The sequence below is a fragment of the Amycolatopsis sp. NPDC004169 genome (assembly GCF_040610315.1).
Lineage (GTDB): Bacteria > Actinomycetota > Actinomycetes > Mycobacteriales > Pseudonocardiaceae > Amycolatopsis.
Map to the genome: position 1 here is coordinate 63,985 of NZ_JBEXMD010000044.1, position 21,598 is coordinate 85,582.

2 protein-coding genes are annotated in these 21,598 nt (G+C 75.4%); both read left to right on the forward strand.

The features are described from left to right. Nucleotides 1-17: 17 nt before the first annotated feature. Nucleotides 18-19,481, forward strand: coding sequence for a type I polyketide synthase (locus ABZX11_RS39530; RefSeq protein WP_354923293.1), 19,464 nt, complete (start codon nt 18-20; stop codon nt 19,479-19,481). 20 nt (nt 19,482-19,501) lie between these two features. Next, nucleotides 19,502-21,598 (forward strand): type I polyketide synthase (locus tag ABZX11_RS39535; RefSeq protein WP_354923296.1); only part of this gene is annotated, 2,097 nt, incomplete at its 3' end.

The following is a 21,598-nucleotide window of genomic DNA, read 5'->3' on the forward strand; positions in this document are numbered from 1 at the left end:
CACGGAGTTGACGGCACATGGCGAACGAGGACAGGCTCCGCGACTACCTCAAGCTGGCCACGGCGGACCTGCGCCAGGCCAAGCAGCGGTTGCGGGACTTCGAGGCGCGGGAAACCGAGCCGATCGCGATCGTCGGCATGGGCTGCCGCTTCCCGGGCGGCATCGAGACGCCGGAAGCGTTGTGGCGCCTGGTGTCCGCGGGCGAAGACGTCGTCGGTGACCTCCCGGCCAACCGGGACTGGGCGGCGCTGTACGACCCGGACCCGGCGCGGCCCGGCACGTTCTCCATGCGCGGCGGCGCGTTCCTGCACGACGCCGACCGGTTCGACGCGGGCTTCTTCGGCATCTCCCCGCGGGAAGCACTGGCCATGGACCCGCAGCAGCGGCTGCTGCTGGAGACGTCGTGGGAGGCCCTCGAACGCGGCGGCATCGACCCGCGGACGCTCAAGTCGAGCCGCACCGGCGTGTTCGTCGGCGCCATGCAGCAGAACTACGCGCCCAGCTCGCACCGGGTCCCCGAATCGGTCGAGGGCCACCTGCTCACCGGCACCATCACCAGTGTCGCCTCCGGCCGGATCGCCTACGTCCTCGGTCTGGAGGGGCCCGCGGTCACCGTCGACACCGCGTGCTCGTCGTCGCTGGTCGCGCTGCACTGGGCGGTGCAGGCCCTGCGCCGCGACGAGTGCTCGCTGGCGCTGGCCGGCGGCGTGACGGTGATGGCGACGCCGGGCATCCTCATCGAGCTCAGCCGCCAGCGGGCCCTCTCGCCGGACGGCCGCTGCAAGCCGTTCTCCGCCGACGCCGACGGCTTCGGGGCCGCCGAAGGCGCCGGGATGCTGGTGCTGGAACGGCTGTCCGACGCCCGGCGGAACGGGCACCCGGTGCTCGCGGTCGTGCGCGGCTCGGCGGTGAACTCCGACGGCGCGTCGAACGGGCTCAGCGCCCCCAACGGGCCGTCGCAGGAGCGGGTCATCCTGGACGCGCTGGCCAACGCCCGGGTGGCGGCGAGCCAGGTCGACCTGATGGAGGCGCACGGCACCGGCACCCCGCTCGGTGACCCGATTGAAGCGCAGGCGCTGCTGGAGACCTACGGGCGGGGCCGGTCGCCGGAGCAGCCGCTCTGGCTGGGGTCGGTGAAGTCGAACATCGGCCACACGCAGGCCGCGGCCGGCGTGGCCGGGGTGATGAAGGCCGTGCTGGCGCTGCAGCACGCGACCCTGCCGGCGTCGAAGCACGCCGGGCGGCCGACGTCCGAAGTGGACTGGTCGGCGGGCACGCTGCGGCTGCTGGACGCCGAGGCCGAGTGGCCCGAGCGCGACCACCCGCGGCGGGCGGCCGTGTCGTCGTTCGGGATCAGCGGCACCAACGCGCACGCCATCCTCGAAGCCGCCCCGCCCGCCGAACCCGTGTCGCCGGCGCCCGTACCCGCCGTCGTCCCGTGGGTCCTCTCGGGCCGCACGGCGGACGCCCTGCGGGCGCAAGCCGCCCGGCTGTCCGAAGTGGACGACCTGGGCCTTGCCGAAGTCGGTTGCTCGCTCGCGGTGACGCGGTCCCGGTTCGAGCACCGGGCCGTCGTGGTCGGCCACGACCGGGCCGAGCTGCTGCGCGGGCTCACCGCCGTCGCCGCGGGCACGCCGGACGACGCGGTGGTCTCCGGGGTCGCCGGGAAGCCGGGCAAGGTCGCCCTGGTGTTCCCGGGGCAGGGTTCGCAGTGGGCCGGGATGGCCCTCGAACTGGCCGAATCGGCACCGGTTTTCGCGGCGCGGCTCGACGAGTGCGCGGCGGCGCTGGACTCCTTTGTGGACTGGTCGCTGCGGGACGTCCTGGCGGACGCCGAGGCGCTGGAGCGGGTCGACGTCGTGCAGCCCGCGCTGTTCGCCGTGATGGTGTCGCTGGCCGAGTTGTGGCGTTCGCACGGGGTCGTGCCCGACGCCGTGGTGGGCCACTCGCAGGGCGAGATCGCCGCGGCCGTCGTCGCGGGTGCGCTGTCGCTGGAGGACGGCGCGCGGGTGGTGGCCCTGCGGAGCAAGGCGATCCTCGCGCTGGCCGGGCGCGGCGGCATGGTCTCGGTGGCCGCGTCCCGCGAAGCCGTCGAGGCGCGGCTGACCGGGGACCTGTCGATCGCGGCGGTGAACGGCCCGGCCGCGGTGGTGGTCTCGGGGGCGCCGGACGCCCTCGCCGAGCTGATCGAGTCCTGCGAAGCCGACGGCGTCCGCGCCAAGCGGATCCCGGTGGACTACGCGTCGCACTCCGCGCAGGTCGAGGAGATCCGCGACGAGCTGCTCGGCGTGCTCGCCCCGATCGCCCCGCGGACCGCCGGGACGGGCTTCTTCTCCACCGTGACCGGTGAGTGGGCCGACGGCGCCGAGCTCGACGCGGAGTACTGGTACACCAACCTCCGCGGCACCGTGCTGCTCGACGCCGCCGTCCGCACGCTGGCCGAGCGCGGGTTCGGCACCTTCGTCGAAGCTTCGCCGCACCCGGTGCTGACGATGGCCATCGGCGAGACGGCGACCGCGCTGGGCACCCTCCGCCGCGGCGACGGCGGCCTCGCCCGGTTCCAGCGGGCGCTGGCCGAGGCGCACTGCGCCGGCGTCGACGTCGACTGGACCCCGGCCTTCCCCGGCGCGCACCGGGTGGACCTGCCCACCTACCCCTTCCAGCGCGAAAGCTTCTGGCTGCGGACGGAGGACCACGGCGGCGAAGTCCCCGCCGACGCCCGGTTCTGGGACGTCGTGGACCGCGACGACCCGGCGGACCTCGCCGACACCCTCGGCGTCTCCGTCGACACCCCGCTGGAGGAGCTGCTCCCGGCACTGGCCGCGTGGCGACGGCAGCGGGCCATCGAATCCACTGTGGACTCGTGGCGGTACGAAGTCACCTGGAAGGCCGCCGAACTGCCCGCCGCGACGCCGTCCGGACGCTGGCTGGTCGTCCGCGGCGAAGGCGGCACCGGCCAGGACGTCGTGGACTTCCTCGCGCGCACCGCCGAAGTCGAGACCCTCGCCCTGACCGAAGCCGATCGCCCCGCGCTGGCCGAGCGCCTGGCCGGGCCGTACGACGGCGTGCTGTCGCTGCTGGCCGCCGACGAACGCCCGCACCCGGAGTTCCCCGAGAGCCCGGCCGGGCTGATCCTGACCCTGGTGCTGGCCCAGGCGCTCGGCGACGCCGGCGTCACCGCCCCGCTGTGGGTGCTCACCCGCGGCGCGGTCCGCACCGGGCCCGCCGACGAGCTGCCGGGCCTCGAGCAGTCGCTGCTGTGGGGCCTCGGCCGCGTCCTCGCGCTGGAGCACGCCGACCGCTGGGGTGGCCTCGTCGACCTCACCCCGGAACCCGGTGCGGCCGACCTCGGCCGGCTGGGCCGGATCCTCGCCGCCCGTGGTGACGAGGACCAGCTCGCCGTGCGGCCGGGTGGCCTGCGCGTCCGGCGGCTGCGCCCGGCGGGCCGCGGCGACCGGCCGCGGGACTGGCGGCCCGAGGGTACGATCCTGGTCACCGGCGGCACCGGCGCACTGGGCACGCACGTCGCCCGCTGGCTGGCCCGGGAAGGCGCGCCGCACCTGGTCCTCACCGGCCGCCGCGGGCCGGACGCGCCCGGCGCGCCGGAACTGGCCGCCGAGCTGGAAGCCCTCGGCACCCGCGTCACCCTCGCCCGCTGCGACGTCGCCGACCGCGACGCACTGGCCGCGCTGCTGGCGGAGCTCGGCGAGCCGGTCCGGTCGGTGTTCCACGCCGCGGGCACGGTCGAGCTGCTGCCGGTGACCGAGACGACCCTCCCGGGGTTCGCCGAGGTCGTCCGGGCGAAGGTCGCCGGGGCCCGGCACCTCGACGAACTGCTCGGCGCCGACCTCGACGCGTTCGTGCTGTTTTCCTCCATCGCCGGGGTCTGGGGCAGCGGCGACCACGCGGCCTACTCGGCGGCCAACACCTTCCTCGACACCCTGGCCGAGCGGCGCCGGGCCCGCGGCGCGACCGCGACGTCGATCGCCTGGGGCGTCTGGGCGCCGACGGAGGTCGAAGGCCGGGGCGGGATGTCCGAAGGCGTCGACGCCGGCCAGCTCGCCCGCCGCGGCCTGCCGCTGATGGACCCGGCCACGGCGATCACCGCCCTGCACGAAACCCTCGGCCGCGACGAGACGGCCGTGGTGCTCGCCGACGTCGACTGGGCCCGGTTCCTGCCGGTGTTCACCGCCGGCCGCGCCCGGCCGCTGTTCGACGACCTGCCCCAGGTCCGCCGGCCGTCGGAAGCCCCGGTCGCGGAGGCGACGCCGCTGGCCCGGCAGCTCGCCGGGCTCTCCGGCGACGACGCCGACCGGGTGCTGCTGGACCTGGTCCGCGCCCAGGCCGCCGCGGTGCTCGGGCACGCGAGCGGCGACGCCGTCGAGCCGGACCGGCCGTTCACCGACCTCGGCTTCGACTCGCTGACCGCGCTCGACGTCCGGAACCGGATCGCCGCCGCGACCGGCCTGCGGCTGCCCGCCACGCTCGTGTTCGACCACCCGACCCCGCTGCGGCTCGCCGGGCACCTGCGGGACACCGTCCTCGGCGCGCGGACCGGGCCGGCCGCGGTCACCCGGGTCGCGGCCGCCGACGACCCGATCGCGATCATCGGCATGGGCTGCCGCTACCCCGGCGGCGTGCGGTCCGCGGACGACCTGTGGACCCTCGTCGCCGAAGGCCGCGACGCCGTCTCCGGGTTCCCCACCGACCGCGGCTGGGACCTGGCGAAGCTGTTCGGTGCCGCCGACGAGCAGGGGACCTCGACGGTCCGCGAGGGCGGCTTCCTGCACGACGTGGCCGACTTCGACGCCGGTTTCTTCGGGATCTCGCCGCGGGAGGCACTGGCGATGGACCCGCAGCAGCGGCTCCTGCTGGAGATCGCGTGGGAGACCATCGAGCACGCCGGGATCGACCCGGCCACCCTGCGCGGTGCACCCGCGGGTGTCTTCGTCGGCGCCAACTACCAGGACTACCACGCGCGGATGCGGGAAATTCCGGACGGCCTCGAAGGGCACCTGCTCACCGGCAGCGTGTCCAGCGTGCTGTCCGGCCGCGTCGCCTACACGCTCGGCCTGGAGGGACCGGCACTGACCATCGACGCGGCCTGCTCGTCGTCGCTGGTGGCGTTGCACCTGGCCGCGCAGGCCCTGCGCCGCGGCGAGTGCTCGATGGCACTGGCCGGCGGCGTCGCGGTGATGGTGACGCCGTCGTCGCTGACCGCCTTCAGCCGCCAGCGCGGGCTGGCCGCCGACGGGCGCTGCAAGGCGTTCGGGGCCGGGGCCGACGGAATGGGCATGGCCGAAGGCGCCGGCCTGGTGCTGGTCGAACGGCTGTCCGACGCGCGGCGCCTCGGCCACCCGGTGCTGGCCGTGCTGCGCGGCAGCGCGCTGAACCAGGACGGCGCTTCGAACGGGCTCAGCGCCCCCAGCGGCCCGGCACAGCAGCGGGTCATCCGGGCCGCCCTCGCCGACGCCGGACTGTCCACATCGGACGTCGACGTGGTCGAGGCGCACGGCACCGGCACCGCCCTCGGCGACCCGATCGAGGCGCAGGCCCTGCTGGCCACCTACGGCCAGGACCGCGAGGAGCCGCTGTGGCTCGGCTCGCTCAAGTCCAACATCGGCCACACCCAGGCCGCGGCCGGGGTGGCCGGGGTGATCAAGACCGTGCAGGCGCTGCGGAACGGCGTGCTGCCGCGGACGCTGCACGCGGAAACACCGTCGTCCCACGTGGACTGGGACAGCGGTGCCGTGCGGCTGCTCCAGGAGCCGGTGCCGTGGGACCGGCCGCGGCCGCGCCGGGCGGCGGTCTCGTCGTTCGGCATCTCCGGCACGAACGCCCACGTCATCCTCGAGCAGGGGGACGACGGCCCCGCGCCGACGCCCGAGCCCGCCGTGGTGCCGTGGGTGTTGTCGGCGAAGTCTTCCGAGGCGCTGCCGGCCCAGGCCGCCGCCCTCCGGGAGCGTGCGGCCGAGGGCAGCGTCGCCGACATCGCGTTCTCGCTCGCCACCGCGCGCACCGGCTTCCCGCACCGCGCGGTCGTCACCGGCACGGACCGGGAGGCGCTGCTGGCCGGCCTTTCCGCGCTGGCCGATGACCTTCCGGCGCCGAACGTGGTCACCGGGGCGGTGGCGCCGGGCCGGGCCGCGCTCGTGTTCCCCGGCCAGGGCTCGCAGTGGGCGGGGATGGCCCTGGAGCTGGCCGGGGCGTCGCCGGTGTTCGCGGCCCGGCTGGACGAGTGCGCTGCCGCCTTGACGTCCTTCGTGGACTGGTCGCTGCGTGCCGTGCTGGCCGACGCCGAGGCGCTGGCCCGGGTCGACGTCGTGCAGCCCGCGTTGTGGGCCGTGATGGTGTCGCTGGCCGAGCTGTGGCGGTCCTTCGGCGTGGTGCCGGACGCCGTCGTCGGGCACTCGCAGGGCGAGATCGCCGCGGCGGTCGTGGCCGGCGCACTGTCCCTCGAGGACGGCGCCCGCGTGGTCGCCCTGCGCAGCAAGGCGATCCTGGCGCTGGCCGGCCGCGGCGGGATGGTGTCGGTCGCGGCGCCGGAGTCCGAGGTCGAGGCACGGCTGACCGGCGGGCTGTCGATCGCCGCGGTGAACGGCCCGGCCGCCGTCGTCGTTTCCGGCGAGCCCGGCGCGCTGGACGCGCTGCTGGCCGCGTGCGAGGCGGACGGCGTGCGCGCCAAGCGGATTCCCGTCGACTACGCGTCCCACTCGGCGCAGGTGGAGCAGCTGCGCGAAGAACTCCTCGACGTGCTGGCCCCGATCCGGCCGCGGACCGGCGACATCCCGTTCTTCTCGACGGTCACCGGCACCCGGCTCGACGGCGCCGAGCTGGACGCCGGGTACTGGTACACGAACCTCCGCGAGCCGGTCCGGCTCGACGCCGCGGTGCGGGCGCTCGCCGCGGAAGGGTTCGCCACGTTCGTCGAAGCTTCGCCGCACCCGGTGCTGACCACGGCGATCGGCGAGACCGACGGCGTCGAGGCCCTCGGTTCCCTGCGCCGCGACGACGGCGGGTACGAGCGGTTCCTCCGGTCGCTCGGCGAGGCGCACGTGCGCGGGGTCGCGGTGGACTGGACGCCCGCCTTCCCCGGCGCGCACCGCGTCGAGCTGCCCACCTACGCCTTCCGGCGCCGCCGCTACTGGCTCGACGCGGGCACCGCGGCCGCCGACCCGGTGGACGCCGCGTTCTGGGCCGCGGTGGACGGCCTCGACCTCGACGCCGTCGCGGGCACCCTCGACGTCGCACCCGGCAGCACCCTGGCCGAGGTCCTGCCCGCGCTGACCCGGTGGCGCCACCGGGCCCGCACCGCGTCCGAAGTGGACTCCTGGCGCTACCGCATCGAGTGGAAGCCCGTCGCCGCGCCGTCCGCGCCGGAGCTGTCCGGACGCTGGCTGGTCGTCGTCCCGGACGGCCACGACGACGCGGGCGTCCCGGCCGCACTGGCCGCCCACGGCGCCGAGCCGGTCGTGGCCCCGGCGTTCCCCGGAGCGGGCGGGTACGCCGGAGTTGTCTCGCTGCTCGCCCTCGACGAAACCGCCGGAGCCACCGCGAACCTCGCGCTGGCCCAGGCGATGGCCGGCAGCGAAACGCCGCTGTGGCTGCTGACCCGCGGCGGCGTCACCGGCGGCTCGCCCGCCCAGGCCATGACGTGGGGCCTCGGCCGGGTGATCGGCCTGGAGCTGCCCGGCATCTGGGGCGGCCTCGTCGACCTGCCCGCCGAACCGGACGCGGACACGGCCGCCCTGCTCGCCGCCGCACTGTCCGGAGTGGACGATGAAGACCAGCTGGCGATCCGGCCGTCCGGGCTGCTGGCCCGCCGGCTGGTCCGCGCGCCCTTCACCCCGCCGGCACAGCGGTGGAAGCCGCGTGGCACGGTCCTGATCACCGGCGGCACCGGCGCGCTGGGTGGCCACGTCGCCCGCCGCCTCGCCGCCGACGGCGCCGGGCACCTCGTGCTGACCAGCCGCCGCGGCCCGGACGCCCCCGGCGCGGCCGACCTCGAAGCCGAGCTGTCCGCACTGGGGACACGCGTGACGATCGCCGCCTGCGACGTCGCCGACCGCGAAGCGCTCGCTGCGCTCCTGGCCGGGCTGGACGAGCCAGTGCGCTCGGTCGTGCACGCGGCCGGCCTGCCGCAGGCCACGCCGGTGCTCGACACCACCCCGGCCGAATTCGCCGCCGTGATCGACGGCAAGGTCGCCGGCGCGCGCCACCTGGACGAACTCCTCGGCGACGACCTCGACGCCTTCGTGCTCTTCTCCTCCAACGCCGGGGTCTGGGGCAGCGGCGGCCAGGGTGCGTACGGCGCGGGCAACGCCTACCTCGACGCCCTGGCCGAGCAGCGCCGGGCCCGCGGGGCCGCCGCGACCTCGGTCGCCTGGGGCTTCTGGGGCGGGGGCGGCATGGCCGGTGACGTCGACCTCGAAGACCAGCTGCGCCGCCGCGGCCTGCGCGAGATGGCGCCGGAAGCCGCGGTCGAGGCGCTCTGCCAGGCCCTCGACGCGCAGGAGGTCTTCCTGGCCGTCGCCGACGTCGACTGGGCCCGGTTCACCCCCGGCTTCACGCTGGCCCGCCGTCGTCCGCTGATCGAGGACATCCCCGAAGTCCGCGCGCTCCTCACCGAAGAGCCGGAAGTACCGCGGCCCGCGCTGGCCCGCCGGATCGCCGGGCTGGGCGAGGCCGAGGCGCGCCGGCTGCTGCTGGACCTGGTGCGCGGCCAGGCCGCTTCGGTGCTCGGCCACGACTCGGCGGCGGCGGTCCCGGCCGGGCGCGCGTTCCGGGAACTCGGCTTCGACTCGCTGACCGCGGTCGAGGTGCGCAACCGGATCAACGCGGCCACCGGCCTCACCCTGCCCGCGACACTGGTGTTCGACCACCCGAACCCGGCCGCGCTGGCCGCGGAGCTGCACCGGCTGCTGCTGGGCCGCACCGAAACCGCGCAGGTCACGTCGGCGGCGGCCGCCGACGAGCCGGTCGCGATCGTGGCGATGGGCTGCCGGTTCCCCGGCGGCGTCCGCTCGCCGGAAGACCTCTGGCGGCTGGTCGCCGACGGCGTCGACGCGCTGACCGGATTCCCCGCCGACCGCGGCTGGGACCTGGCCTCGTTCGGCGACGCCGACCTCGCCGGTGTCGGCGGGTTCGTGGCCGGCGCGGCGGACTTCGACGCGGGCTTCTTCGGGATCTCGCCGCGCGAGGCCCTGGCGATGGACCCGCAGCAGCGGGTGCTGCTGGAGACGTCGTGGGAGGTCTTCGAACGGGCCGGGCTGGACCCCGCCACCCTGCGCGGCAGCCGGACCGGCGTGTTCGTCGGGGCCAGCAGCTCCGGCTACGGCGCCGACCTCGAGCCCGGCTCGGAGGGGTACCTGCTGACCGGCGAGGCGCCCAGCGTGATGTCCGGGCGGCTGTCCTACACCTTCGGCCTGGAGGGCCCGGCGGTCACGGTCGACACCGCGTGCTCGTCGGCACTGGTCGCGCTCCACTTGGCCGCACAGTCGCTGCGGCAGGGCGAGTGCTCGCTGGCGCTCGCGGGCGGCGTGGCGATCATGGCCAAGCCGATGGCGTTCCTGGAGTTCGCCCGCCAGCGCGGGCTGGCCGCCGACGGCCGGGTCAAGGCGTTCGCCGACGCGGCCGACGGCACCGGCTGGGGCGAAGGCGTCGGCCTGGTGCTGCTGGAACGGCTCTCGGACGCGCAGCGCCACGGCCATCCGGTGCTCGCGGTCGTCCGCGGCTCGGCGGTGAACTCCGACGGCGCGTCCAACGGCCTGAGCGCCCCGAACGGCCCGTCACAGCAGCGGGTGATCCGGGCCGCGCTGGCGAACGCCGGATTGTCCACTGCGGACGTCGACGCGGTCGAGGCGCACGGCACCGGCACGCGGCTGGGCGACCCGATCGAGGCGCAGGCCCTCCTGGCGACGTACGGCCAGGACCGCGACGAGCCGCTGTGGCTCGGCTCGGTCAAGTCCAACCTCGGCCACACGCAGGCCGCGGCCGGGATGGCCGGGGTGATCAAGACGGTCCTCGCCCTGCGGCACGGCGTCCTGCCGCGCACCCTGCACGTCGACGCGCCTTCGTCCCAGGTGGACTGGTCTGCGGGGTCGGTCGAGCTGCTCACCGAAACCCGCGACTGGCCGGAGCGCGACCGGCCGCGCCGGGCCGGCGTCTCGGCGTTCGGCGTCAGCGGCACCAACGTGCACACGATCTTGGAGCAGGCGCCCGAAGTGCCACCGGCTCCGGAGCCTTCGCCGACGGACGCGCTGCTGCCGTTCGTGGTCTCCGCCCACGACGCGGGTGCCCTCACCGCATTGACCGCCCAGGTCCGCTCGCTGGACGCGAACCCGGTCGACCTCGGCTTCTCGCTGGCCACGTCCCGCGCCCGGCTCGGCTGCCGTGCGGTGCTGCTGGGCGAGGAGGTCGTCACCGGTACCGCCGATCCGGATGCGTTGCTGGCCGTGCTGTTCACCGGCCAGGGTGCGCAGCGGGCCGGGATGGGCCGGGAGCTGTACGAGCGGTTCCCGGTTTACGCTTCGGCGTTCGATGCTGTGCTGGCGCATTTCGGTCCGGGGTTGCGTGAGGCGTTCGAGGATTCTTCGCTGTTGGAGCGGACGGAGTTCACGCAGCCGGCGTTGTTCGCGGTCGAGGTGGCGTTGTTCCGGTTGGTTTCGTCCTTCGGTGTCCGCCCGGACTTCGTGGCGGGCCATTCGATCGGGGAGATTTCGGCGGCGCACGTGGCCGGGGTGCTGTCCCTTGAGGACGCCTGCCGGTTGGTTTCCGCGCGGGCGGCGTTGATGCAGGCGTTGCCGGCCGGTGGGGCGATGGTGTCCATCGCCGCGTCCGAGGCCGATGTTTTGTCCGTTGTGGACGGTTGTGACGGCGTGGCGATCGCGGCGGTGAACGGCCCGGCGTCGGTGGTGATCTCCGGGGTTTCCACCGTGGTGCTGGACATCGCGGCCGGGTTCGCCGCGGACGGCGTCAAGACCAAACGGCTCGCCGTGAGCCACGCGTTCCACTCGCCGCTGATGGACCCGATGCTGGCCGAGTTCCGCTCGGTCGCGGAGTCGTTGACGTACCACCCCGCCGGGATCCCGGTGCTCTCGAACGTCAGCGGGGCTCTCGCTGCGCCGTACACGGCGGAGTACTGGGTGCGCCACGTCCGCGAGGCAGTCCGGTTCGCCGACGGCGTCGCGACCCTGAAGGCCGCGGGCGTCGGCGTCTTCCTGGAGCTGGGCCCCGACGGGGTGCTCAGCGCGCTGGTCGACGGCACGGCGGTCCCGGCCTTGCGGCGCGACCGCTCTGAAGAGAGAGCGCTGCTCTCGGCGTTGAGCACGGTGCACGTCAACGGTGTCGACGTCGACTGGGCGGCGTTCTTCCCGGGCGGCCGTCGCATCGAGCTGCCGGCGTACCCGTTCCAGCGCGAGCGTTACTGGCCACGCGCCGGCGCCCCTCGCGGAGACCTCGGAGCGGTGGGCGTGGGCGCAATGACGCACCCTCTGCTCGGCGCGGCGGTCGAGCTGGCGGGCGACGAGGGAATCGTCCTCAGTGGACGGCTGTCGTTGGAGACGCACCCGTGGCTGGCCGGCCACGCGCTGTCGGGCACGGTCCTGCTGCCGGGCACGGCGCTGCTGGAGCTGGTGGTCCAGGCCGGCGACCACGCCGGGTGCGGGGTCGTCGACGAGCTGACGTTCGCGGCCCCGCTGGTGCTGCCCCCTCGCGGCGCGGTGACGATCCAGGTTTCGGCCGGACAGGCGGACCCGGACGGCCGCCGCCCGGTCACGGTCTCGTCCCGCCCCGCCGCTTCCGACGCGGGCTGGACCCGCCACGCGACCGGCAGCATCAGCCCCGCGGCGGTTTCTCGGGTAAGCAGCTCCGAGTGGCCGCCGCTTTCGCCGGAAAGCAGCCAAGACCCGCGGCTGCTTGGCGTGCAGGGGTCGCGGCCGTCACGGGAAAGCACCCCGGAGCCGCGGCCGAGTGGCGCGCAGGGATCGCCGCGCTCCGGGGAAAGCGGCACCGAGTGGCCGCCGCCGGGCGTGGCCGAGGCGAGCAGCGCGCCGCACATGGCCCAGTGGCCCCCGGCGGGCGCCGAGCCGGTCGACCTCGACACCCTCTACCCGCGGCTCGCCGCCATGGGGTTCGTCTACGGCGAAGCGTTCGGCGGTCTCACCCGCGTCTGGCGGGACCGCACCGAACTCTTCGCCGAAGTCACCCTGCCGGAGCCGTTCGACGCCGGCGGGTTCGCCCTGCACCCCGCCCTGCTCGACGCCGCGCTGCACCCGCTCGGCCTCGGCGTCGTCACCCCCGACGACGGCTCGGCGCGGGTCCCCTTCTCCTTCACCCGGGTCGCCGTGCACGCCACCGGGGCCACCGAACTGCGGGTCCGCCTCTCCCCGGCCGGGGAGAACGCCGTCGCCCTCACCGCGTGGGATGCCGCCGGTGCCCCCGTCGTCACGGTCGGCGGGCTGCTGCTGCGCCCGGTCGCGCCCGCCGCGGAAACCGTCCCCGACACGCTCTTCGAGCCGGTCTGGACCGAGGTCACCGCCGACCCCGCCGCGCCGCGCGAAGAACTCGTCTTCGCCGCGGTCACCGGGACCGACGTCCACGAGACCACCGCCGAGGTCCTGGCCGAACTGCAGTCCTGGCTCGCCGAGGAACGCCCCGGCCGCCTCGTCTTCGTCACCCGCGGCGCGGCCGGCGGCAACCTCGCCGCGGCTGCCGCCGGTGGGCTGGTGCGGTCGGCGCAGTCCGAACACCCCGGCCGCTTCCTCCTCGTCGACACCGACGACGACCTGCGCTCCCAAGCCCTGCTGTCCACAGCAGACAGCTACGGCGAACCGCAGCTGGCCTTCGAAGAAGGCACCGCCTCGGCACCCCGGCTGGTCCGCGCGACCGCCATGCCGCTGACCCCGGCCGGCGACTCCTGGCAGCTCGGCACCACCGGCTCCGGCACCACCGACGGCCTGGCCATCGCCGAAACCGCGGAAAAGCCGCTGGGCGAGACCGACGTCCGGATCGAGGTGCGCGCGGCCGGGCTCAACTTCCGCGACGTCCTCATCTCCCTCGGCATGTACCCCGACCCCGAGGCCCGCCTCGGCTCCGAAGCGGCGGGCGTCGTCGTCGAGGTGGGCGCCGCAGTCGCCCACCTCGCCGTCGGCGACCGCGTGTTCGGCCTGGTCGACGACGCCTTCGCCCCGCGGGCCGTCGCCGACGCCCGTCGGCTGGCGCCCGTCCCCGCCGGCTGGACGTTCGCCGAGGCGGCCACCGTGCCCGTCGCCTTCGTCACCGCCTACTACGGCCTCTTCGACCTCGGTGGCCTGCGCGCCGGGCAGTCCGTGCTGGTCCACGCGGCGGCGGGCGGCGTCGGGATGGCCGCGGTGCAGCTGGCCCGCTGGAAGGGTGCCGAGGTGTTCGCGACGGCGAGCGAGGGCAAGCACGCCGTGCTGCGCGGACTCGGCCTCGACGACGCGCACCTGGCCAGCTCCCGCACCCTGGGCTTCCGGGACAAGTTCCCGCACGTCGACGTCGTGCTGAACTCCCTGACCGGCCCGTTCGTCGACGCGTCGCTGGAACTGCTCGCCCCGGGCGGCCAGTTCGTCGAGCTGGGCAAGACCGACGTCCGCGAGGGCACGGGCTACCACACCTTCGACCTCGGCGACCCCGGCCCGGACCGGATCGCGGCCATCCTCGCCGACCTCCTCGCGGCCTTCGGCCGGGGCGAGCTGACGCCGTTGCCGCTGCGGGCCTGGGAGCTCGGGCGGGCGGCCGAGGCCTTCCGGTTCGTCAGCCAGGCCAAGCACGTCGGCAAGAACGTGCTCACGCTGCCGCGGCCGGAGCCGGAGGGCACCGTGCTCGTCACCGGCGGCACCGGCACGCTCGGCGCCGCCGTGGCCCGGCACCTCGCCGCCCGCCCGGGGGTCCGGCGGCTGGTGCTGGTGAGCCGGCGCGGCCCGGACGCCCCGGGCGCCGCCGGACTGTGCGAAGACCTGACCGCGCTCGGCGTCGAGGCGATCGTGGTCGCCGGCGACGTGGCCGAGCCCGGGTTCGTGGCGGACGTGCTGCGGGAGATCCCCGCCGAGGCGCCGCTGATCGGGGTGGTGCACGCCGCCGGGATGCTCGACGACGGCGTGCTCGCAGCGCAGACACCGGCCCGGGTGGCCTCGGTGCTTCGCGCCAAAGTGGACGGCGCGTCCGCGCTCGGCAGGCTGACCCGGGACCACGACCTGGCCTGGTTCGTCCTGTTCTCCTCGGTCGCCGGGATCCTCGGCGCCGCCGGGCAAAGCGGGTACGCCGCGGCGAACAGCGCCCTGGACGCGCTCGCCGTGCACCGGCGGTCCCAGGGCCTGCCCGCGGTGTCACTGGCGTGGGGCCAGTGGGCGCTCGGCAGCGCGATGACCGGCAAGCTCGGCGACCGCGACCGCAGCCGGATCGAACGCTCCGGCATCCGGCCACTGTCCACCGAGGACGCTCTGGCCGCGCTGGACGCCGCCATCGGGATCGGACGGCCGGTGGCCGTGCCGATGCGCCTCGACCTCGCCGCCCTCCGCGCGGCCGGCGACCCGGCCCCGCTGTGGCGCGGGCTGGTGCGCACGCCGGTCCGCCGCGCCGCACGGGCCGCCGTCTCGGGCGAAAACTGGGCCGGCGACCACGAACAGGTCCTGGAGCTGGTCCGCAAGCACGTCGCGGCGGTGCTGGGCCACGCGAGCGCCGACACCGTCGACCCCGCGAAGGCGTTCAAGGACACCGGCTTCGACTCGCTCACGGCGGTCGAGCTGCGCAACCGGCTCGCCACCGCGACCGGCCGCGCGCTGCCCGCGACCCTCGTCTTCGACTACCCGAACCCCGAGGCGCTGGCCGCGTTCCTGCACGGCGAACCGACCGGGACGCGCCCCGCGGCGGCCCCGGTGGTCCCGGCGGTGCGCGCCGCCGGGGACGACCCCGTCGCCATCGTCGCGATGAGCTGCCGCTTCCCGGGTGACGTCGATTCCGCCGACGCCCTTTGGCGGCTGGTCGCCGAGGGCCGCGACGCCGTCGGCGGCTTCCCGGCCGACCGCGGCTGGCCGGTCGAGGAGCTCTACCACCCGGACCCGGCGCACCCGGGCACGTTCTACGCCACCGGCGGCGGCTTCCTGCCCGGCGCCGCGCACTTCGACGCCGCGTTCTTCGGGATCTCCCCGCGCGAAGCACTGGCCATGGACCCGCAGCAGCGGCTGCTCCTGGAGGTCTCGTGGGAGGCCTTCGAACGGGCCGGCATCGACCCGGGCACCTTGCGCGGCAGCAACACCGGCGTGTTCGTCGGTGCCGCCCACTCCGGGTACGCGGCCGGAGCGCCCGCCGCGGACGGCGTCGAGGGGCACCTGCTCACCGGCAACGCGGGCAGCGTGCTGTCCGGCCGGGTCGCCTACCACCTCGGCCTGGAGGGCTCCGCGGTCACCGTGGACACGGCGTGTTCGTCGTCGCTGGTCGCGCTGCACCTGGCGGGGCAGGCGCTGCGGCAGGGTGAGTGCGATCTCGCGTTGGCCGGCGGTGTCGCGGTGCTCGGGACGCCGGACATCTTCGTCGAGTTCAGCCGCCAGCGCGGGCTGTCGGCGGACGGCCGGTGCAAGGCGTTCGCGGACGCCGCCGACGGCACCGGCTGGAGCGAGGGCGCCGGGATGGTCGTCCTCGAACGGCTGTCGGACGCGCGGCGCAACGGCCACGAGGTGCTCGCCCTCCTGCGCGGCTCGGCGGTCAACTCCGACGGCGCGTCGAACGGCCTCACCGCACCCAACGGTCCGTCTCAGCAACGCGTGATCCGGGCGGCGCTGGCGAACGCCGGCCTGCGACCGTCCGATGTGGACGTCGTGGAAGCGCACGGCACCGGGACGACCCTGGGTGACCCGATCGAGGCGCAGGCGGTGCTGGCCACCTACGGCCAGGACCGCGAGACGCCGCTGTGGCTGGGGTCGCTGAAGTCGAACCTCGGGCACACGCAGTCGGCCGCGGGCGTGGCCGGGGTGATCAAGATGGTGCAGGCCATGCGCCACGGCGTGCTGCCGAAGACGCTGCACGTCGACGCGCCCTCGACCCGGGTGGACTGGACGTCGGGTGCGGTCGAGCTGCTCACCGAGCAGCGGCCGTGGCCGGTCACCGGACACGCGCGCCGGGCCGGCGTCTCGGCGTTCGGCATCTCCGGCACCAACGCCCACGCCATCCTGGAGCTCCCGCCGGAACCGGCCCCGGCGCCGGTCGTGGTGCCGGAGCCGCCGGTCGTGGCCTGGGCGTTGTCGGCGAAGGGCGAGCAGGCGTTGCGGGCACAGGCCCGCAAGCTGGCCGCGGTCGACGCCGCTCCGGCGGCGGTCGCCGGAGCGCTGCTCACCCGGGCCCGGTTCGACGACCGCGCGGTCGTCGTCGGCGGCAGCCGGGCCGAGCTGCTCACCGGGCTGGCCGCGCTGGCGGCCGGGGAACCGGCGCCCGGGGTCGTCCGCGGCACGGCTCCGTCCGGCAAGCTCGCGGTGCTGTTCACCGGGCAGGGCGCGCAGCGGGCCGGCATGGGCCGCGAGCTGTACGAGCGGTACCCCGTCTACGCGGCGGCGTTCGACGAGATCTGCGCCGAGTTCACCGTGCCGGTGCGGGACGTCGTGTTCGGCGACGCGCCCGGCCTGGACGAGACCGGGTTCACCCAGCCCGCGCTGTTCGCCGTCGAGGTCGCGCTGTACCGGCTCTTCGAGTCGTGGGGCGTGCGCCCGGCGTTCGTCACCGGGCACTCGATCGGCGAGCTGGCCGCGGCGCACGTCGCCGGGGTGTTCTCCCTCGAAGACGCCTGCCTGCTCGTGTCGGCCAGGGCCGCGCTGATGCAGGCGCTGCCGAAGGGCGGCGCGATGGTGTCGATCGCGGCACCCGAGTCCGCGGTGCGGCCGCTGCTGGGCGACCGGGTCTCGATCGCGGCGATCAACGGCCCGGCGTCGGTGGTGATCTCCGGTGACGAACCCGACGTGCTGGCCGTCGCGGCGCAGTTCCCGAAGACGAAACGGCTCGCAGTCAGCCACGCGTTCCACTCGGCCCACCTCGATCCGATGCTCGACGAGTTCCGCGCGGCGGCCGACAAGGTCACCTACCACCCGGCGGAGATCCCGGTGGTGTCGAACCTGACCGGCGCGCTCGCGGAGCCGTTCACAGCGGACTACTGGGTCCGCCACGTCCGCGAGGCGGTCCGGTTCGCCGACGGCGTCGCGACCCTGGCCGCCGCCGGGGCCGGCGTCTTCCTGGAGCTGGGCCCGGACGGCGTGCTGAGCGCGATGGCCCGCGACACGGCGCCGGACGCCGTGGTGGTCCCGTCCCTGCGGCGCGACCGGCCCGACGGCGCGGCCGCGGTGACCGCACTGGCGACGCTGTTCGCGCACGGCGCACCGGTCGACCTGGCCGCCGTGTTCGGGCCCGTCGGACGCGTCGACCTGCCGACCTACGCCTTCCAGCACGAGCACTACTGGCTCGAAGCCGCCGCGCCCGCGGTGGACACCGCGTTCTGGTCGGCGGTCGAGCGAGCGGACGTCGGCGAGCTGGCCGGTGCCTTGGCGATCGACGAGGACCAGCGCGCTTCGCTGGTCACGCTGCTCCCGGCGCTGTCGTCCTGGCGGCGCCAGCACGGCGAACAGTCCGTTGTGGACGGCTGGCGGTACCGGGTCACCTGGGAACCGGTGCCGGAGACCGCCGCGACGCCGCCGGGGCACTGGCTGCTGGCCGTCCCCGCCGGGGAAGCCGGCCTGGGCGACCAGGTCGCCGCGGCCCTCACCGCGCGGGGTGTCGCGTTCACCCGCCTCGACGACCCGTCCGGCGACGACCTCGCCGAGGCGGCCGGGACCGCGGACGCCGTCCTGTCCCTGCTGGCCCTCACGGCGGGAACCGGGCTCGTCCCGGCCGGTGTGGCGGCGACGCTCGCGCTGCTCCGCGCGGTGCCGGACGTTCCCGTGTGGACGGTCACGCGAGGAGCCGTCGCCACCGAGCGCCCGGACGCCGCCCAAGCGCAGGTCTGGGGGCTCGGCCGCAGCGCCGCCCTCGACCGGCCGGACGCCTGGGGCGGCCTGGTCGACCTGCCCGCGGAGTTCGACGTGCGGACCGGTGAACTGCTGGTCCAGTCACTGGCCGACCCGGCGGAGGACCAGGTCGCCGTGCGGCCGGACGGCCGGCTCGCCCGGCGCCTGGTCCCGGCCACCGGCACGCCGGGGCGGCCGTGGCAGCCCCGCGGCACGGTCCTCGTCACCGGCGGCACCGGCGCGCTCGGCGCCCACGTCGCCCGCTGGCTGGCCACCGCGGGCGCCGGCCGGATCGTCCTCACCAGCCGCCGCGGCCCGCGGGCTCCCGGTGCCGAAGACCTGGCGAAGGAGCTGACCGGGCTGGGTGCCGAGGTGACGATCGCGGCCTGCGACGTCGCCGACCGGGCCGCGCTCGCCGCGGTCCTCGACGACATCGGCGACGGCCTGACCGCCGTCGTCCACGCCGCCGGGACCGGGGGAGCGACCCCGTTGACCGATCCCGGCCTCGGCGCCTTCGCGGACATCCTGGCGGCCAAGGTCGCCGGCGCCGAGAACCTCGACGCGCTCCTCGGCGACACCGAACTCGACGCGTTCGTCCTGTTCTCCTCGATCGCCGGGGTGTGGGGCAGCGGCAACCAGGCCGCCTACGGCGCGGCCAACGCTCACCTCGACGCCCTCGCCCGGCGCCGCCGGGCGGCGGGCCGGACCGCGACCGCGCTCGCCTGGGGCCCCTGGGCCGACGGCGGCATGGCGGCCGACCACGACGCCGAGGACTACCTCCGCCGCCGCGGCCTGACCCCGCTGCGGCCCGCCCTCGCCCTCCGCGCACTGGCCGGCGCGGTCGGCCGGGACGAGACCACGCTGACCCTGGCCGACGTCGACTGGGCGCGGTTCGTGCCCGCCTTCACCTCCGTCCGCCCGAGCGCGCTGCTGCTCGGTGTGCCAGAAGCGCGGCAGGTGCAGGAAACCCACGACGTCCCGGTCGACGGCGACCTGGGGGAGACGCTGGCCGGACTGTCCGAAGCAGACGCCGAGCGGACGCTGCTCGCCCTGGTCCGCGCCGAGGCCGCGGCCGCCCTGGGGCACCGCGGGGCCGACGGCGTCCCCGCCGCCCGCCCGTTCACCGAGCTGGGCTTCGACTCCCTGACCTCGGTGGAGTTCCGCAACCGCCTCGCGAAGGCGGCCGGCGTGGCCCTGCCCGCGACCGTCGTCTTCGACCACCCCACCCCGGCGGCACTGGCCGGGCACCTCCTCGGCGTGCTCCGCCCGGATGCCGCGGCCGACCCGGAGGAAGCCCGCATCCGGGCGGCGCTGGCCACCGTGCCGCTGGCCCGCTTCCGCGACGCCGGGCTGATGACGGCGCTGCTGGAGCTGGCCGGGCTCGACGCGGCCGAGGACGGCGCCGCCGACGCCGTGGACGAGCTCGACGCCGAGGCGCTGGTGCGGCTGGCCCTCGACGGAACCGATTCCCGATGACCCACTCCTGGAGCTGAACCATGGCCACGCCCGAGAAGGTGCTCGACGCGCTGCGTGCCTCCGTGAAGGAGGCCGAGCGGCTGCGCCGGCAGAACCGGCAGCTCGTCGAGGCCGCGACCGAGCCGATCGCCATCGTCGCGATGGCCTGCCGGTTCCCCGGTGGCGTGCGCTCGCCGGAGGGGCTGTGGGACCTGGTGGCCCGCGGCGGGGACGCCGTCTCGGCGTTCCCCGCCAACCGCGGCTGGGACACCGCGGCGCTGTTCGACGACGCCGGCCGCCCGGGCACGACGTACGCCAGGGAAGGCGCGTTCCTGCACGACGCCGACCTCTTCGACGCCGGCTTCTTCGGGATCTCGCCGCGCGAGGCCCTGGCGATGGACCCGCAGCAGCGGGTGCTGCTGGAGACGTCGTGGGAGGCCTTCGAGCGCGCCGGGATCGACCCCGCGGCACTGCGCGGCAGCCGGACCGGCGTGTTCATGGGCTCCAACGGCCAGGACTACCCGACCCTGCTGCGCTCGTCGGCCGAGGACGTCGAGGGCTACCTCGGCACCGGCAACGCGGCGAGCGTCGTCTCCGGCAGGCTCGCCTACCTGTTCGGGTTCGAGGGCTCGGCGCTGACCGTCGACACGGCGTGCTCGTCGTCGCTGGTCGCGCTGCACCTGGCCGCGCAGGCGCTGCGGCAGGGCGAATGCGACCTGGCGCTGGCGGGCGGGGTCACGGTGATGGCGACGCCGGGCACGTTCGTCGAGTTCAGCCGCCAGCGCGGGCTCGCGCCGGACGGCAGGGTCAAGGCGTTCGCCGAGGCGGCCGACGGCACCGGCTGGGGCGAAGGCGCCGGCGTGCTGCTGGTCGAGCGGCTGTCCGACGCGCGGCGCCTCGGGCACGACGTCCTGGCCGTGGTGCGCGGCTCGGCGGTCAACCAGGACGGCGCCTCCAACGGCCTGACCGCCCCGAACGGCCCGGCTCAGCAGCGGGTGATCCGGGCAGCACTCGACAACGCCCGGTTGTCCACTTCGGACGTCGACGCGGTCGAGGCGCACGGGACCGGCACGACACTGGGCGACCCGATCGAGGCCCAGGCGTTGCTGGCCACCTACGGCCAGGACCGGACGGCGCCGCTGTGGCTGGGCTCGGTGAAGTCCAACATCGGCCACACCCAGGCGGCGGCGGGCGTGGCCGGGGTGATCAAGATGGTCATGGCGATGCGCCACGGTGTCCTGCCGAAGACCCTGCACGTCGACGCGCCTTCGTCCCATGTGGACTGGTCGGCCGGTGCGGTGGAGCTGCTGACCGAGCCGCGCGAGTGGCGCGCGGACCGCCCGCTGCGGGCCGCGGTGTCGTCGTTCGGCGTCAGCGGCACCAACGCGCACACCATCCTCGAGTCGGTTCCGCCTGCCGAGCCGGTGCCCGCCGAGGCGCCGGTGGGCACGCTGACGCCGTGGGTGCTCTCGGCGAAGTCCCCGGAAGCCCTGCAGGCGCAGCTTTCCCGGTTCGCCGAGGTGACCGCCGATCCCGCGGACGTCGCCCGGACGCTGATCACGCGCACCGCGCTCGACCACCGCGCGGTCGTCCTCGACGCGAAGGTGGTCACCGGAGAGGTCCGGGAAGACGGCCGGCTGGCGGTGCTGTTCACCGGTCAGGGCGCGCAGCGGGCCGGGATGGGCCGGGAGCTGTACGAGCGGTTCCCGGTTTACGCCTCGGCGTTCGATGCCGTGCTGGCACATTTCGGTCCGGAGTTGCGTGAGGCGTTCGAGGATTCTTCGTTGTTGGATCGGACGGAGTTCACGCAGCCGGCGTTGTTCGCGGTCGAGGTGGCGTTGTTCCGGTTGGTTTCTTCGTGGGGTGTTCGTCCGGATTTTGTGGCGGGGCATTCGATCGGGGAGATTTCGGCGGCGCATGTGGCCGGGGTGTTGTCGCTTGAGGATGCTTGTCGGTTGGTTTCGGCGCGGGCGTCGTTGATGCAGGCGTTGCCGGTCGGTGGGGCGATGGTGTCGATCGTCGCGTCGGAAGCCGACATCGAGTTGTCCGAGGGTGTGTCGATTGCGGCGGTGAACGGTCCGGAGTCGGTGGTGATTTCGGGTGATGAGGCTGCGGTGCTGGAGGTCGCGGCGAGGTTC